Below are 17,461 nucleotides of genomic sequence, written 5' to 3'. Positions count from 1 at the left end.
ATAAATTTCAATCACTTAGTCATTCAGTGATCTGTTGACCATTGTAGCGATATCCGGCGCCATATACCGACTCTACAATTTTCGGAGATAAATCTAATCCTTTGATTTTCTTTCTGATATTTTTAATGTGGCTGTCGATTACGCGATCCGAAATATCAAAGTTATCAGGCTGAATATAATCAAGAATTTGCTGTCTTGAAAAGACACGGTTTGGTGCGTCATATAAAAGCGCAAAGACGTCAAACTCAACTTTGGTTAAGCCTAATGTACTGCCATTCAGTTTAACCGTTAATTCTTCCCGATTTACTTCGATAGGCTTTTGATACGCATTGGTGTTCACACAACGACGTAAGATCGCTTTCATGCGCATCACTAACTCAGCGGCGCTAAAAGGTTTACATACATAATCATCTGCGCCGACTTCTAAGCCCTGTAAACGATCCGCTTCTGCCACTTTGGCAGTCAGCATCACAATTGGTACTTCAGAAAATGCTCGAATTTGACGCATACACTCTACGCCATCTTGGTTCGGCAACATTATATCCATCAAGATTGCATCTGGTTGATTTAACTTTACCCAAGGTACAACTTCGGCACCGTCTGCAATATGAAACATTTCAAAACCGGATGCTCTAAAAAACAACAGCACCTGCTCTGCAATATCTTGGTCGTCTTCGACAAGCAAAATTCTTGATGAGGTAGACATAGGATTTATTTACTCTTTGCTTTTAACTTCTTCAATTGTTGTCTAACTTGGCGCTTTAACTTATCTGAAAGCGTGTCATCGAACAGTAACATGGTAAGTATACTAGACAAGTCTTCTGAACTCGCAACTTCATTAAGTAGATCATAGTCAGATTCTGATTGCGTCTCAATAAAGTTTAATTGTGAAATTGTCGCGTCGTAGCAAAGCATAACGTTATCCTAATTGGTCTATGGCGTTTCTCCGTTGTAGTTATTAAAGCGCGAGATTATGGAATAAAAATGGAGTGAAAGATGTTTTAGGGCCTGTTGACCTTTGCTGTTTGATTTTTGTTCTTCTGAGTGTGTTTTGATCGCGACGCTCGACTTGCCGCCTAGTAATCTAGGCAAAAGTTGAGCAACAATGACCAAAGCGCACTCAGGTGAACCCAAAGGGCAGCGCTTGATTGGCATTTCTACTATGTTATCGCCAGACTTACATAGAATGACTATGCTACGCAGGCTCTGCCTTGTATAAATACCAGTCAAACTGCTGTAAAAACAAACTTGAAAGATAAACAGGCCCTAGAGCCAGAAAAAAGAAAAGCCAACTTAATTAAGCTGGCTTATTACAATCAGTAACAAAGGGGGAAAATCAACATATGCCTACTGTTTCAACAATGTCACAACAAGCACTATCATAGACCTTCACCTTTGTTGATTAGTTCCAAATTATTTTTAATTTTTTATCAGCGCTAGCATTTGCGACTCATCAAACTGACCAAGATTGACTCCAGAGTCTGCAAATAGGGCGTCAACAAGGGCTTGCTTATCGCGCTGCATCTTAAACACTTTCTCTTCGATAGAATTCGCCATAATCAACTTGTACACGAACACCGGCTTATCTTGTCCGATACGATAGGCGCGATCTGTTGCTTGATTTTCTACCGCAGGATTCCACCAAGGGTCGAAATGGATAACCGTATCTGCTTGAGTCAAATTCAAACCAGTTCCCCCTGCTTTTAGGCTTATCAAAAAGACATTGCACTTGCCTTGAGTAAACGCCTCAATGGCTTTATCCCGTTGTCTGGTCTGCCCTGTCAGCATAGTGTATTTCAACTGTTGCTGTTGACACTGCTCAGCAATGAGATCTAACACGCTGGTAAACTGGCTGAAGATAATTATCTTACGGCCCTCACTGAGTAGCACAGGCAGGTGTTGTGCAAGCCACTCAAATTTAGCGCCATGTTGGTCGGTCAGTGATTTATCAACCAATTGTGGGTGACAGCAGATCTGACGTAACTTTAACAAGGCATCAAGAAATGCCAGCTTGCTTCTTTCAACGCCTTGCTCCTGAAATAGATTGAGCAATTTGCTTTCTACTTGGTGCTGAACACCTTGATATAGCTTATGTTGTTCATCAGAGAACTCTAATTCTTTGATGAGTTCTGTCTTATTGGGTAGCTCTTTCACTACCTCAGCTTTGGTACGACGAAGAATAAAAGGTGCGATCAGCGATCTGAGTTCTCGAGCTCTAGGGCGATCTTGTTCTTTTTCAATTGGGATCTGGAAGTGTTGCTTAAACTGCTGCTTAGTGCCCAACACATCAGGCATGACAAAATCGAGCAGCGATTTAAGTTCGAGTAAATTATTCTCTACTGGTGTGCCACTTAAACAAAGTTTGAAACGCGCGGATAGACTCTTTACGCATTTAGAGATTTGTGCGCTTTCGTTTTTAATATATTGCGCCTCATCCAACACGATGGAATCAAAATCTAGTCCTTTATAATACGCCACATCGCGCTTAAGTAGCGGATACGTCGTTAGAATAAATCGTGCACCTGACAAGTTAGTGAGTGCTTCATCTCTATTGGAACCATGAATAATAGTGAGAGGTAGATGCGGTGCGAAACGTTTAAATTCGTCACGCCAGTTCCCCACTAAACTCGTCGGACAGACAATTAAACTTGGTTGTGTCACTAGCGTATTGTGCTGAGAAATAAAGTAAGCAATAACCTGAAGCGTTTTTCCAAGGCCCATATCATCGGCAAGAATGCCACCTAACTGGTGACGATTAAGGAACTTAAGCCAGTTAACACCTTGCGCTTGATAATCTCGTAGGGTGAAGCTCTGTCCCTCGCTGGCAGGGATCACGTCAAGATTTTCTATCGGTTTATCTAGCTCAGCGAGATACTCAAGTAGCTTTTGATCGTCTGAGTCAGCATGAATATGCGTCAGTTCAAACAGCTTTTTGGCATACGACAACGGAAATTTAAATTGTGAGCTCGAAAGGTAATAACTAAAACGAGATTTCAGCTCCAGCAATTCATCAAATATGGATTTGCTAATGGCATAGAACTGCTCGCCAATTTCGACGTAGCGATATTCATGGGCGAGGTTGTTAAGCTCATGAACCGGATGTTTATCCCAGTTGAGCGTAACGGGCTTGTCATCTAACATCACCTTTCCAAGCACATGATGTTGCTTATCTCTCTTAAGGCTTAACAGCACTTTTGGTGTAACAACGAGGCCATTGCTTGGCAGCTCGTCAACAATCCAACGTTTACCCTGCAAAAGCGGCCTGATCTCCCTGTTAAACCAATGGACTTCAACGCCATCCTCAGTTGGTAATAAAAATTCGTCGCCCTCATGGATAAAGCCGAGACCAGTGAGTACCTGCTCCAGCCTTGCTAATTGCTTTTTCGTCGCGCCTTTTCCAAGCGGCTCAATTGCAAAGCGAATTTTATTTGGCCTATCTAGTTTTATAAGCTTAGCAACATTAGATTGCTTACTCGCTAACTGCGAAAACCCAGCAGGAGGCGCAATGACATCATCCGTAAAGATATCTTGGAAACGCGCCATCACCTGCTCTAGCTTTTCAGCCGTGATGGTAGGCATAGTATGAAGATGGGCGATTTCCTGCGCGGTAAGCTCTGACTCAATTCTGCCAACGACCAAGTTTTCAGTATCTAGATACACCGGAGGTTCGGTTTTAATCAAGCGCCAGTGTTCAACATTCGCTAGACGGCTTTTAAGTTGGTATTCATTGCCTTCTTGATGCCAGTAAAAATCAAGCGTTTGCTTATGCCCTAGCTCCAAAGGTTGGCGCTGGTTACGATAAAAACAGCGATGGGTATGCACAAGTTGTGTGAGTGCATTAAAGCCCCAGACGCCAAATAACTCAAAATGACCCGGTGTATTTTGCGAGCGGATCCAGCTAAATAAGCGAAAATCGTTTTCTAATAGACCAGCTGGAGCGACCTGACTATTGAGCTGTTGCTCAGTTAACACTCGGCCTAAGGGGTAAACACCGTCGGGCCTATTTGGCGAGACCTTTGGACTTACAAGGATTTCGTTTGCTCGAGGCTCTAACACGAAGAGTAAGACGTTTTCTGCGTCTGCTTTATCAACTTGCTGCAACTGCCCTAGTTCGTTAAACCAGTCATTAACTAAATAAGCCTCACCAAAGCCGCCAGAATGTTCAATTTTAAGTTTGAGTAATACCGCAGCAATGTGCCGACATTTAGGGTTATTTGAACACGAGCAGTTTGCTTCGACCGAAACGCTACTTTGCGTTTGGTTTATTTTGATGTGCTGGGTGAAGGTATTGCCGTAATTTCCCAATACCTGTGCATCAATTTGCGCGAAGTTTTCGCTGTGTTGAAGGTAACAGACTTGCTCGTCTTTCAAATACTCCTTAGCTTTCGCAAGTAAAGCTGAATTGAAGTATTGACGAAGAAAACGTTCAGACAAAGGAAATTGATTAGCCTGCTCCTGTTTGATTTCTTCAAATAAGGCGAAAAGTTGCTCTTTAGATAACTGCGAAGACATTAAGTGCACGTCAAAATTAAAATAAAAAGCCAGTATATGAAATTAGTGATTTGAGCTAAAGAGAGAAATGTAAGAAATTCGCTAAAAAAGGACTGGTTGGAGGTCAACTGACTAGAAAAAGCGCCGAGTTGCTTGATAATTCAACCAACGCGGCAATTTTTGAACGAACCTTAATTATAACTACTTAGCAGCTTTTGCAATTGTTCCAGACGCTTATCAGTCAATACTCGATTATCTATTTTCACGGTAACATCACCACTCTTTAGATTTCTCTGTACTCGAATGTAGTCGTTCTCTAGCATGGATTCGACACGTGAATCGCTACTTCCGAATGTGGTCAAGAATTTAGTGATCTGAACAGCACGTTTCTCGTCCGACATCTCTTCTGTCATAAAGTCTTGCGCTTTTAGTGCGGCAATTTGCTCTGAAAACTGCTCAGGCTGTTCTTGTTTTGCTGTGATGAGCTTTTTAGCTGCTTCACGGCCTAAATGATTTGCCGTTGGATACAACTGCAATACTTCGACCGGAATACTTTCATAAGCTTTCAACGCGTCTGCGATAGCTGTGTGAGAAACACCTTCCACGGCAGCGATTTCTCGATACGATCCTTTTTGGCCTTGTTTGATCAAGTTATGCTTAGTATCAAAATAGGCTTTACCCAATTCCCAAAGGCTCGGGGCGATGTATTGATCGGAAGATACCGCTAATGTTTTTGCATCTTCATCACTAAAGTCTTTCGAGCTCAACACCACATAATCCGCTTCGGCCAGCATACAGGCTTTACGGCGTCTAGAACCCGATAAAACGTGAAGTTTGCCATTGTGCTGCCAACATAGGGCAGGGTGGAGATTACGTTTATCTTTTTTAATGGCAGGTAATATATCTGCGACCGCTTTTTCGCTTAATAGGGATTGCTCACGGCGATTCTGCCCATAAACTGTGGTTTTACTCTCAATTTCGCTAAACGGTACCACTTCACAGGTCAGTACTATGGTTTTTGTCGGATCGCTTGGCGCAGGCATAGTAACCACATCACCTACTTTCGCCTGATCTAAAAGATCGTCGAGGCTACTGCCTTCAACCGCAGTAGCAAAAGGATCTATTCGAGTGTCATTTTTACGTTTTCTAGCCATTATTAATACCCTTTTATTCTGCTAGCGAAGACTGTGTTGAAGGCCAATTTGAACGGATCAGCATTTCTAATTCATCAACCACGTCTTTGATATTTTCTTGCGCTTTTAGCAATGCTTCGCGACTTGCTAAACTATCAGAAGTCTTTTGATCAAAAATAGTGTTAAACGATGAAGAGCTCGCCGTAATTGCAGAGCTGTGATTGATTGGATAACTCATTACTTGACGGCCAAAAGCACTACGTACATCTTTAACGATATCGCGCTGAGAATGATTGCCTTTAACATAGTTAGTGACTAAAAATTGCATAAAGTCCCAGCCTTCGTGACCAAGAGCAGCAACGGTATGGTATATCTCACCAAGACGTTTCAGATATTTATTATTAGCGTCGAAGTCTACGGCCTCTGGATGTACAGGTATTAACATAGCCGTAGACGCCATCAATGCGTTATAGAACATAAAATTAAGTGAAGGCGCGGTATCTACTAGGATAATATCAAACTCGTCTTGTACGGGCTCTATAACCTTCTCTTTAAGCTTATGGTAATGACGTGTCTTTTCGTAGCTGGAACTTTCTTTTAACTCTGTTGCTGTTTCGTGTTCAAAGTAAAAGTCATCCATACCAGAAGGTAATACGCGAATATTTGGAATGTGGGTTTCTTGGAATGAATTAGAGACAAGATCTTTCCATGTTTCACCTTCATCTAATTCGATGCAATCTCTCATCAGATCACCAACTGTGATCGGTTCATGATCATTAGATGGAAAAAAGCTTGATGATGATCCTTGCGGATCAAGATCAATGATCCCGATGCGATAGCGCTTAATATTAGTTGTAGCTAGAGCTGCTGCGATATTCACCAAACTTGTTGTTTTACCACAACCGCCTTTCAAACTATTAATCACAATGACTTGTAATTTATCGCTAGGCTTTCGTTGATCAGCATTTACACCCAGAACATCTGCCATCGCAAAGATATTTGCTAATGTGTATGCATAATGACCGTTTGCGCCTTTCTTTATATTGATGGTATCAAAGTCACCTTGGTCATGACGTCTTTTGAGTGTTCTATTATTCACACCAAGTAGATCTGCAGCAGCTTTTTGAGTGTAAGTTCTAAGCTCTTTTTCTTCAGTTTTAAGATGAGCTCTATAATGTTGAATACGACCAGCAAGTGATTGTTCTGCTACTTCTGCTGTAGCTTTCAACAGCCGGTACGTTGATAGCGCATTGTTATTTATAGACATACACATTATCCTTTATTTGATAACGATTATTATAATGTCCATATATTTTGCTGTAAACACAAAAAAACAAAGACATTTGTAATTTTGATTTACATCTAAGTATAAATAAGAAAGTTTAGATATGGTTAGATATATAGGTATTAAAGGCTAAGGCAAAGAAATTATATTCTATCCAACTGTTTTACATGACTTTTTTTAATTTTCATAGATCTACTTTTTACTAGGTTAAGATCTGATCTCTTATAACTCCCAGATCGAAATTTTACTAACTACTATTTCAAAAAGTTATATATAAACAGCTTATACACAGAATTACTCACAGTTGTGGTGGTTGGGATCGATTTTTTACCAAGTAAGATCAAACAGTTATGCACAGGTGATATAAGATCAAGTGCTTTAAGGTATGTATAGATCTGATCTCTACCTAGCATAGATCAGATCTTTACTAATTAAGGACCTAGTTTTCCACAAGGGCGTCGGATTTGCCGTTGTAAATCCGCTAAATATGCCTTAAACAAAGGTTTTTCAGCGTTCATTTTACCTTTGTTAGTAAAAACTTGATCTGAAAATGAGCCATACTTAGTAAAACAATGATCCCAACAAAAAAAGTTACTTCGGATCACTTTTTTACTAACTTTAATCATTAACTTTTTCTGTCGAATATGTTGTTATTAGACGTCATGAAAATTTGGAAGTAAAACAATGAGCCGGAAGGTGAACATCTCTGTTGACAATTTGCCCGATTCACTTCGTGGACAGATCCATGGTGTAGAAAGTGCAATCGATAACGAAAGTTTGGCGTTGTTTACGGACAATAAAGATGTTCGAGTATCTTTAGAAAATGCAGCCCATGGGTTAAGAGCTTATTCTAACACCTTTAATCATTACGATTTATGGGGACGCTTTGTTCGTTCTGGACATAAAAAATTACCATTAGAAGAAGCGCCCAAAAAAACAATCGTAACGAGAAAAATATCAGAAAAAGTAGATGGTATTCTATACGAAGGTGAGATAAAAATTACCCCTGCTGTTGTTAGTACTAAAAGAGATGGTGATGACGAAGAGTTTTTAGTTTGGCCATCTGACCGAGAAGAAAAAGTTGAGCGCGCACTGATCCGCCTAGCTTCTAAAGGTAAGATTGTTAAAATAAATTTTAAGTCCGGTATTCAATACGCGGTTATTTTTTCGATGAACGAGCTTGCTCAAGAATTAAAAGCTGTTGGTCAATCAATGCCTTATCCGCAAATTAAGGAATCTTTGGAAGCTCTTCAAGGTTCTAAACTTTCGTTCAAATATACGGCTACAGATACTAAAAACCCAAGTATTGATGATTCATTTTACGAATCAAACATGAACTTTCTGTCGTCGCTACACTTTAGTGGTAAAAAAGGGCAGGGTGGGAACATCAAATGTGTTGCATGTTTAAATGCATTTGTTCATAACATGATCGATAACTTGGAGTATAAAGGCTATTATTTCAACAGTGCTCAAGAGTTAAAACGCGGTTTGTCTCGTTGGATGATGCTACGTTTGTATCATCTATGGCGTTACGCAGCTCCAGGTAAAACTTATCATTTTCGCCTAATTTCAATTATGGAAAAGTATGGTTCAATTTATTCTGATGATGAAATAACAGAGAATAAATTGAAGGCACTTCGTCGTGATATGACCACAACAATGAAAGATTTGATCGAGAAAGGGGCGATATCCGAATACAATATTTCAAATGTTAAGGATGAAAAGTCCGGGAAAATCGTTGATTATGTGTACGAAATGCACCCATCAGCTCAGTTCTGTGATGAAATATTGGCTCTCAATAAACACCATAAACGTATCGAAATTCAAGGCGGAAAACGGATCGTTGAAAATGTTGAAGTAATTGATGAAGATACATTAGAAGAAATCGTTAAAAAATAAAATTTCTTTGTCTTGGCTAGAATAGTATTTCTAGCCAAGACAAAGAACTTTAGCATCAAAGCTGATTTCTATTGCTACTGAAGGTACTTCTGACCGAAATATATTACTACCTAATTCTTAAAAACGATGCAGTCTAAAGAGCTAAAAGCCTTCTTAAAAATTTTCTGTGGTGGAAAATACTGACATAAATAAATCTTGAAACTACATCAGCGGATCAAATTAATTCTCTAATCCTTGGAAGAGGGGAGAAGTATATCAATAATTCAAATCTTCCTATTTAGAACAATCAAATAGAAAAAATTTGTTATCCAACAGTAGATGATTTATTAGTGATTTCTAGATAAGAGTCCGTGGTCGATAAGCTATTTCAGAGCTTAAAATTTAATGATAAATCAAAATTTAACCTGAAGAAATTTAGTACTTAATCTGTGAAGATAACGATTTCATCATAGTCTTATAATACCAATTAGCCTTGATACTTGTTCAATTTGAAGGAGCAAATCTGATGCTAACTGCGTTAAAAATTTCTCATTTAGAACAACTAAATAGCAAAAATTTTCGCCTTGCCTATATGGATGTAACTTGGCGATAGCTGGATGCGGTAATGGTGTTATCGACAAGATTTTCTTCGCCTCAGAAGAGATCACTTAATTAAGCTAATTGGTATAAGTTTTAAAATGGATAGAACACATCATACTATAATGAGGACAAGTCAGTTAGCACTTGTATGGACTATACTAACTCAACAAGATTATGTTAAATTGCGTGCTATCGTTAGATTCCGTATGAATTATACCTTACTATTACTCAAATCTTTCTAAATAAATTCTATCGACTAGAAAGTTGTACTCTCGCTTTCTTGGATGATCATCTTTTTGTGTAAAATGACTTAACTCTCCAAGTTTAGTGTCTGGATGCGGGTTAAAGAGTATAAATGGAAGTGCGGCACTTACATGATAGCGATTTTGAGCTGTATATCTCACATTCACCTCAGGTGTTACTCTGGTTGGCCTTCTAATTCTGAGCTTTGCATTTTCTGATAGACTAGAAACTCTATATTTTTCTTGTTCTACTAGCTGTTGCCACTTTTCCTGATCTATCATCCTCGGATTTGAATATAGTGAAGAGCGATTCAACATCTCCATAGCAAGTTCTTTACTCAAAACTCTGGTTGCATGTTTTTTCATCCAGGTAAATCGAACGGAATAGGGAGCTTCGGATTCGCTATGTATTTTTCGATAGGCAGCCAAAGTCATTAAGTTAGGAACTGCACTATGAACAGCTTCGAATCTGGCATCATTGTTAGAAATTTCCAGAATAGCATTTTTAAAATTTTCTTTGGCAAGATTCACTGCATTCACCCTAGAGTTGATAACTTCTTTAGGGTCATTAACTAACAAAAGACCAGGAAACCTTTGCAACAACTTTCCGCTTTCTCGGTCGTTTAAGTAGAGGTCGCGATAAGCATCTAAACATTTAGAGAGTGCTTTTTCACCTTCTATTTTTTTAACAGTTATATTTGTTGGAGCGGTTTCTTCATCTTGTTTTTTGATATCAGGCAGTTCATAAAATGTTGCCTTTTTTATATCGGCTTCTGTCAGTTCATGGCATAGCTGGTTAATGTGTTCATTAAGAATATCGAAAGTTGAACGTATATTAAATTTATTCATTGTATGATGTGTTCTTGTTATCTCTCTCGAATTATATCAAAAATAATGAAATCTCGCTAAGCGATTTTATTATGAGTATCTAATGGAACAAAAACTAACCATATCACTTGCCGTTTGCTAAATTAAGCTAAGTATCGTTTTAGTCGATCGTTGTTGAGAACTTAGTTATTTGATCAATTAGCTGTGGGTATTTTGTGATGATGCATACTTTTATTGATATTGTAAGTATGATGTGTTCCCTGAGATATATGTAAATTATATCAGAAATATTCTGTTAGCTCATATTTATCTTCACTTATTAAGCTTTTATTTGGAGCGTCTAGGTTTTAGAGAAATAAAATATCTGCTAGTGAATTTTAAAATAGGAAAAGTGATTCTATGTCGTCTTGATGAAATTGCTAATTAGTTTTGTAGAGTTGAAATTGTTTTATCTCACTTTGTATGATGTGTTCCTTTATCCTCGCGATAATACTCTTTTTTATAAATTAAAGTCAACTTTTGATACTGACAGAGTCTTCTTCTGGTTCAAGATTTTAGTGTTGAAAAACAATAGTAAGTGTTCACTTACCTTGTTTCGACCGAGCACTTTTCCGTAGGCATGAAGGTTCAATAAATTCTAGTTAGGCCGAAAAGGGAAGGTGATAGATGGTTAGTAAGTGTGTACTCACTTTGCAATAAGCATCATTTGGGATCCTTTAAAGGGATTGGCTAAATTGTAGAGTAGAACACTGAGTTTAATTTTGCACTTTCAAAGAGAACAATCGTACCACTTCTTTTTCTTGGCTATGAATCTTCGAGTAACATCCGCACTTTTGTAGTCGTACCTGACTAAAACACGAAGACGGTTATAGCACAAGTTTCTTTTGCTACATGCACATGCACATGCACATGCACATGTACAGTTCGGAGTTGCAATGCTAGTACTAACTTTATAATAACTAAACCAGCTACTTCAGTGATTGCTTACTATTATTCAAACTTCACCGGAATAAATACTAATGTCAATGCCGTACTCGATTTGTAGCGAAGTTAAAATAACGGAAAAAACGAGTAGATAGAAGACACGTCTCCTGTGCTTTTATTATTTAAATATCATATAGTTTTTACACCTGAATTCATGGTCTGATCGTCAAAGAGCAAAGTAGACAGAGATCTTTTCAAGCGTCTGAACAGCTTGTTTGCGAACGAGTCAAGCTAGATTAGCTAACTGTTCATGGAAAAATATCTCTGAAACTAACTGGCCAGAAACTAGCGAGAGTTTTGGAAATGAAAATAGCTATTAAGCGAGTAACCTTATGCCCAATTATATTAGGCAAAGTGACTACCCCTTGATACTGTAAGAATAAAAGTCGTTGTGTTAGATATCAAGAAAAGAATGAGGGGCAAGAGTAAACTCAGTAGTACTACGTAATCAATATCACCTTTTTGACAGTAGAGTTTTATTTTTATCTAGTGATAGATTGTTCGGCGTTCTCGCCGTTTCAATAAGATAGCTTAATCAGGAAAATTTATTTTAATAACCCAGATCACTGAAGAGAAATCTCCCCAATTTTTCAGCATTGAGTTCTCATTGGAGGAGTTAGCTGTTGGAAGTACCTATACGTGTTAATACTTCCAAATACTATATAGCACATGTGATTAGTACTCATAGCAATCACTATAGACTCATTTTTTCTTGCTTCCTTCCTACTCATAAAATACGACGAGTCACTACAGCAATTACTAGTCTGAACTTAAATAAACATCAATTTAACATAATAATAGGCTAAAGTCAGTGTGTCATCTTTGTATATAAATGCTCTGTAAGATGATTTTCTGAAGAGGTAGGTGGGGTCCTGCTTGATCACAAATTCTTGAATTGACTTCTAATCAAGGCACTCAAAGTGAAAAACAAGACTTCGACAAGATTATGTTTGATACTGGTATAGGTTCCAAGGTCTTCAATTCACTCAAAATGGGTGATGATACTCATTATAGCGATTTAAAGATCAGATCTTCCAAGTCTGATAGTCGCCAACTTTAGGTCTGCTTTTTTGCTAGCTGGAAAGATGTATTAAAAACCACCATATCTTAAGAAGTCTAATATCTTGATTAAGTTCTAGAACAGTTTAGCTAAAGTATCAGGTTATTAAAAGCTAAAGATGTATGATGTGTTCTTCGTTAAAAACAAACTAAAGTTTTTCCTTGATGAATAAGGGGGCTTGGGGTACTGTTCAATGGTGGTAACACATATTGGAATGAGGAAAATACAATGGCTAATTGGAGCCCAAATAGCTGGAGAGATAAACCTATCTTGCAGCAACCTGAATACCCAAATTCAGAGAAGTTAAAATCAGTTGAAAAAGAACTAAATTCAGCACCGCCGCTCGTTTTTGCAGAAGAGACGCGAAGCTTGTATAAAAGCCTTGCAGATGTTTGCGAAGGTAAAGCTTTTATATTGCAAGGTGGTGATTGCGCAGAATCGTTTTCAGATTTTAGTGCCGCTAATATTCGTGATACGTTCAAGACGCTTTTGCAAATGGCTGTCGTATTAACATATGGTGGTAAATGCCCGGTAGTCAAAATCGCTCGAATGGCAGGGCAGTATGCTAAGCCACGTTCTTCAGATTTTGAGACTATTGATGGTGTTTCTTTACCTTCATACCGTGGTGATATCGTTAATAGTTTTGAGTTTACGGAAGAAGCGCGTATCCCAGATCCTGATAGGTTGATGAAAGCGTATCATCAGTCTGCAGCAACACTTAACCTACTTCGCGCATTTGCGCAGGGTGGTCTTGCAGATCTGCATCAGGTAAATCGCTGGAATATGAGTTTCGTAGCTGCAAATCCGTTAAAAGATAAATTTCAACAACTCGCAGAGCGTATTCAAGAAGCACTTGAGTTTATGGAAGTTTGTGGCATTGATTCAACAGTAGCACCAAGCCTGAAGGAAACTCCGCTTTATACCTCACACGAAGCGCTATTGTTAGGTTATGAAGAAGCGTTAACTAGACGAGACCACTTATCGGGGGACTGGTACGATTGTTCTGCTCACTTTGTTTGGATTGGTGAACGTACGCGTCAGCTAGATCACGCTCATATCGAATTTTTCCGTGGTATTAAAAACCCTATTGGCGTAAAGGTTGGCCCAGGGATGCAAGAAGATGAGTTAATTAAACTTGTCGATGCGCTTAACCCTGATAATATTCCTGGTCGTCTAACACTTATCACACGCATGGGTGCAGATGTGCTGCCGGAAAAACTGCCTAAATTAGTTCGTAGAATTCAAGAAGAAGGCCGCAAAGTTATTTGGACTTCGGATCCGATGCACGGAAACACAGAAAAAGCGACGACTGGATATAAGACACGTAGTTTTAACAATATCTTGAGAGAAATCAGTCAGTTCTTCGCAGTGCATAAAGCTGAGGGGAGCTATCCTGGTGGTGTGCATTTAGAAATGACAGGGCAGCACGTCACTGAGTGTGTTGGTGGTGCCTACGGTCTATCAGACGAAGACTTATCTCAGCGTTACCGCACCCAGTGTGATCCGCGTCTAAACGCAGACCAAGTTTTAGAGCTAGGATTTTTAGTTGCTGATCTACTAAAAGACGCTCGTAAAACAGTATAAACAACAAACAAAGGGCCGCATTGCGGCCTTTTTAGTATTTATGGCGCTTTAACCCAGTTTCAGAAATAATCTTTGCTGATATTTCCTCAACGGAATAACGTGTACTGTTTAAGTAAGGCGTTCTATTCTTTTTAAATAGCATCTCTACTTCTTTGACTTCGATACGGCATTGTCTGATTGATGCGTACTTGGAGTTTGCCATTCTCTCTTGCCTTATTGCGGCTAGTCTTTCGGGATCTATGGTTAAGCCAAAGAGCTTACCTTTGTATTTATCTAGACATTTAGGCAGTCTTCCACTTTCTAAATCATCCTCTGTCATCGGATAATTCGCGGCTTTTATCCCATATTGTAATGCTAAATATAAGCTTGTCGGCGTTTTACCGCTGCGGCTGACACCTACCAATATGATGTCTGCTTCGTCATAATCTTTAATATTTGCGCCGTCATCATTTGCAAGTGCGTAGTTAACTGCATCTATTCTAAAATCATAAGAAGATTCGTGAATGCTATGCGTGCGGTGCATTTTTGGCACCGGCTGAACTTTTAGCTCTCTTTTTACTATTTCGCTCGCATAAGATAAAAAGTCGTAACAAACCCCTTGCGACGATAAAATAATATCGGACAATTCTGGATTAACGAATGTAAAAAACACCAATGGTTTTTCACCTGAATTCTCAGCAACCGAGTCTATTAATATTTTGATTTCATGTGCTTTTTTTACTGTTTCTACAAATGGTATCGTTTGGTGATTAAATTCTACAGGGAACATTGAAAGCGTTGCGTGACCAAACACTTCAGAGGTGATAGCGGTACCATCGGAAATATAGAATGCTGTTCTCATTTTGCTATTATTCATTCAGAAATTGTTGAAAATAAGCCATCGCGGTTTACGAAGACTGCCTTACCGTTGTAGAATGCCCTTGACCAAGTGGAAAGGTCAATTAATCTCTCACATTTAATACAATTTGTTTTGGAGACAGTTCCGTGCAAGACTACGTTCTCTGGTATCAAGAGTTGGGTATGCAAGATGTACCTCGAGTTGGTGGTAAAAACGCTTCTCTAGGTGAAATGATATCTAACCTTGCTAACGCTGGTGTACAAGTACCTGGTGGATTCGCAACAACAGCCGATGCGTTTAATGAATTTCTTGAGCAATCAGGCCTCAACGAAAAAATCCACTCAATCCTAGATACTCTCGATGTTGACGATGTCAACGAATTAGCCAAAGTCGGCGCCCAGATTAGACAATGGGTTATCGATACACCATTCCAACCAGAATTAGATAAAGCAATCCGTGAGGCGTATAGCCAGTTACACGGTGACGCAAGCCAAGATGTCTCCTTTGCTGTTCGTTCATCAGCAACAGCAGAAGATATGCCAGACGCCTCCTTCGCTGGCCAACAAGAAACTTTCCTAAATGTTCGTGGCATTGATGCCGTAATGGTCGCTATCAAGCATGTTTTTGCTTCGCTATTCAATGACCGTGCAATTTCTTATCGTGTACACCAAGGCTATGATCACAGAGGCGTGGCGCTTTCTGCTGGTATTCAGCGTATGGTGCGTTCAGACAAAGCGTCGTCTGGTGTTATGTTCTCAATCGATACCGAATCAGGCTTCGAAGACGTTGTCTTCGTTACTTCTAGCTATGGTTTGGGCGAGATGGTAGTTCAGGGCGCAGTAAACCCAGATGAATTTTATGTTCATAAGCAAACGCTTGCAAAAGCAAAGCCTGCTGTTCTTAAGAGAAATATTGGCTCAAAAGCAATCCAAATGATCTACTCAAGTGATGAGTCTCACGGCAAGCAAGTTGAGATTGTTGATGTAGACTCAGCACTATCTAACCAATTCTCGATTACAGACGCAGAAGTAGAAGAATTAGCAAAACAGGCTGTTATTATCGAAAAGCACTACGGTCGTCCAATGGATATCGAATGGGCAAAAGATGGTAACGACGGCAAGCTTTATATCGTTCAAGCTCGTCCAGAAACCGTCCGTTCAAATGAAGATGCGAACGTAATGGAACGCTTCCAGCTAAAATCAAAGTCTGAAGTTATTGTTGAAGGTCGTGCAATCGGTCATAAGATTGGCTCAGGCGTAGTTAAAGTCTTGTCTTCAATTGATCAAATGGACTCGGTAAAGCAAGGCGATGTACTTGTTACTGATATGACGGATCCTGATTGGGAACCTATCATGAAGCGTGCCTCTGCTATCGTAACGAATCGTGGTGGACGTACTTGTCACGCTGCAATCATTGCACGTGAGCTGGGGATCCCAGCAGTGGTTGGATGTGGTAATGCAACCGATTTGATCACCAATGGCGACACGGTAACAGTTTCATGTGCTGAAGGCGACACAGGTTATATCTACAAAGGTGAACTTGAATTCGATGTTATTTCTTCTCGCATCGATGCAATGCCAGCTATTCCGATGAAGATAATGATGAACGTAGGTAACCCAGATCGCGCGTTTGATTTTGCGAAGTTACCACATGCAGGTATCGGTCTTGCGCGTCTTGAATTTATCATCAACCGTATGATTGGTATTCACCCTAAAGCACTACTTCATTTTGATAAGCAAGATGCAGAGCTACAGGCTGAAATTAAAGAGCTAATCGCAGGATATGAATCACCAGTAGAGTTCTATATCAGCAAGTTAGTTGAAGGTATTTCAACGCTAGGTGCGGCATTTGCTCCAGAGCGTGTAATCGTTCGTATGTCTGACTTTAAGTCAAATGAGTATGCAAACTTGGTTGGCGGTCAGCAGTATGAGCCCGAAGAAGAAAACCCAATGATTGGTTTCCGCGGCGCATCTCGTTACATTTCTGAAGACTTTAGAGAGTGCTTTGCATTAGAGTGTGAAGCCATTAAACGTGTTCGCAACGAGATGGATTTAACCAACGTTGAAATCATGATCCCATTCGTTCGTACCCTAGAAGAAGCAGCTCAAGTTATTGAAATTCTTGAAGCTCATGGTCTAAAACGTGGCGAGAACGGTCTAAAAGTCATTATGATGTGTGAACTTCCATCAAACTGCCTGCTTGCCGAAGAGTTTTTAGAATATTTCGACGGCTTCTCGATAGGTTCAAATGACCTTACCCAGTTAACACTTGGTCTGGACCGCGATTCTGGTCTGATTGCGCATCTGTTTGATGAGCGAAACCCAGCTATCAAGAAACTACTTTCAATGGCAATTCAAACTGCTAAAGCGAAAGGCAAATATGTAGGTATTTGTGGTCAAGGTCCATCGGATCATGAAGATTTTGCTGCTTGGTTAGTTGAAGAGGGGATTGACTCGGTTTCACTTAACCCAGATACAGTACTTGAAACTTGGCTTTATCTAGCTGAAAAGTTTACCAAATAATTTAATGGCCCCAATG

10 protein-coding genes are annotated in these 17,461 nt (G+C 39.5%); 3 read left to right on the top strand and 7 right to left on the bottom strand.

Annotated features, from left to right (window positions below; genetic code table 11):
* Positions 1-19: 19 nt before the first annotated feature.
* From PNC201_RS19760 to PNC201_RS19730, 5 genes are all read right to left on the bottom strand, one after another.
* On the bottom strand, positions 20-706 hold the full coding sequence (locus PNC201_RS19760) for a response regulator (protein ID WP_010605535.1): 687 nt from the start codon (positions 704-706) through the stop codon (positions 20-22).
* A gap of 5 nt (positions 707-711) precedes the next feature.
* Entirely contained in the window at positions 712-915 is a 204-nt protein-coding gene (locus PNC201_RS19755) for a hypothetical protein (protein WP_010605534.1), read from the bottom strand.
* A 504-nt stretch (positions 916-1,419) separates the two neighbouring features.
* Positions 1,420-4,512, bottom strand: a complete 3,093-nt coding sequence (locus PNC201_RS19740; RefSeq protein ID WP_102058139.1) for a DEAD/DEAH box helicase — start codon at positions 4,510-4,512, stop codon at positions 1,420-1,422.
* A 170-nt stretch (positions 4,513-4,682) separates the two neighbouring features.
* Entirely contained in the window at positions 4,683-5,645 is a 963-nt protein-coding gene (locus PNC201_RS19735; RefSeq protein ID WP_102058138.1) for a ParB N-terminal domain-containing protein, read from the bottom strand.
* A gap of 13 nt (positions 5,646-5,658) precedes the next feature.
* Positions 5,659-6,891, bottom strand: coding sequence for an AAA family ATPase (locus PNC201_RS19730; protein ID WP_102058137.1), 1,233 nt, complete (start codon positions 6,889-6,891; stop codon positions 5,659-5,661).
* Positions 6,892-7,593: 702 nt separating this feature from the next.
* Between PNC201_RS19730 and PNC201_RS19720 the strand changes: the two genes are divergently transcribed.
* Complete coding sequence (locus PNC201_RS19720) at positions 7,594-8,808, top strand: hypothetical protein (protein ID WP_010605529.1); 1,215 nt, start codon at positions 7,594-7,596, stop codon at positions 8,806-8,808.
* A gap of 803 nt (positions 8,809-9,611) precedes the next feature.
* Here the strand turns inward: PNC201_RS19720 and PNC201_RS19710 are convergent.
* Positions 9,612-10,478 carry a DNA replication terminus site-binding protein gene (locus PNC201_RS19710; protein ID WP_010605528.1) on the bottom strand — a complete coding sequence of 289 codons (867 nt, stop codon included), beginning with the start codon at positions 10,476-10,478 and terminating at the stop codon, positions 9,612-9,614.
* A gap of 2,251 nt (positions 10,479-12,729) precedes the next feature.
* Here PNC201_RS19710 and PNC201_RS19705 point away from each other — a divergent pair.
* Positions 12,730-14,085, top strand: coding sequence for a class II 3-deoxy-7-phosphoheptulonate synthase (locus PNC201_RS19705; protein WP_010605527.1), 1,356 nt, complete (start codon positions 12,730-12,732; stop codon positions 14,083-14,085).
* Positions 14,086-14,116: 31 nt separating this feature from the next.
* On the opposite strand, the gene ppsR is transcribed toward PNC201_RS19705, so the two are convergent.
* On the bottom strand, positions 14,117-14,926 hold the full coding sequence (gene ppsR / locus PNC201_RS19700) for a posphoenolpyruvate synthetase regulatory kinase/phosphorylase PpsR (RefSeq protein WP_102058614.1): 810 nt from the start codon (positions 14,924-14,926) through the stop codon (positions 14,117-14,119).
* Between the two features lie 143 nt (positions 14,927-15,069).
* On the opposite strand from ppsR, the gene ppsA reads away from it, so the two are divergent.
* Positions 15,070-17,445 (top strand): phosphoenolpyruvate synthase, encoded by a 2,376-nt coding sequence (gene ppsA / locus PNC201_RS19695; protein ID WP_102058135.1) that lies wholly within the window; start codon positions 15,070-15,072, stop codon positions 17,443-17,445.
* Positions 17,446-17,461: the final 16 nt, after the last annotated feature.

This window comes from Pseudoalteromonas sp. NC201 (genome assembly GCF_002850255.1).
In the GTDB taxonomy this organism is placed as follows: Bacteria; Pseudomonadota; Gammaproteobacteria; order Enterobacterales; family Alteromonadaceae; genus Pseudoalteromonas.
Note: the sequence above shows the minus strand (reverse complement) of the source record. Positions and strands in the feature narration are given on the sequence as shown.

Bases quoted from the DNA above. Each gene is read 5' to 3' on its own strand.
- PNC201_RS19730 (WP_102058137.1), bottom strand. From the start codon at position 6,891: ATGTCTATAAATAACAATGCGCTATCAACGTACCGGCTGTTGAAAGCT.
- PNC201_RS19740 (WP_102058139.1), bottom strand. From the start codon at position 4,512: ATGTCTTCGCAGTTATCTAAAGAGCAACTTTTCGCCTTATTTGAAGAA.
- PNC201_RS19710 (WP_010605528.1), bottom strand. From the start codon at position 10,478: ATGAATAAATTTAATATACGTTCAACTTTCGATATTCTTAATGAACAC.
- PNC201_RS19735 (WP_102058138.1), bottom strand. From the start codon at position 5,645: ATGGCTAGAAAACGTAAAAATGACACTCGAATAGATCCTTTTGCTACT.
- PNC201_RS19760 (WP_010605535.1), bottom strand. From the start codon at position 706: ATGTCTACCTCATCAAGAATTTTGCTTGTCGAAGACGACCAAGATATT.
- ppsR (WP_102058614.1), bottom strand. From the start codon at position 14,926: ATGAGAACAGCATTCTATATTTCCGATGGTACCGCTATCACCTCTGAA.
- PNC201_RS19755 (WP_010605534.1), bottom strand. From the start codon at position 915: ATGCTTTGCTACGACGCGACAATTTCACAATTAAACTTTATTGAGACG.
- PNC201_RS19720 (WP_010605529.1), top strand. From the start codon at position 7,594: ATGAGCCGGAAGGTGAACATCTCTGTTGACAATTTGCCCGATTCACTT.
- PNC201_RS19705 (WP_010605527.1), top strand. From the start codon at position 12,730: ATGGCTAATTGGAGCCCAAATAGCTGGAGAGATAAACCTATCTTGCAG.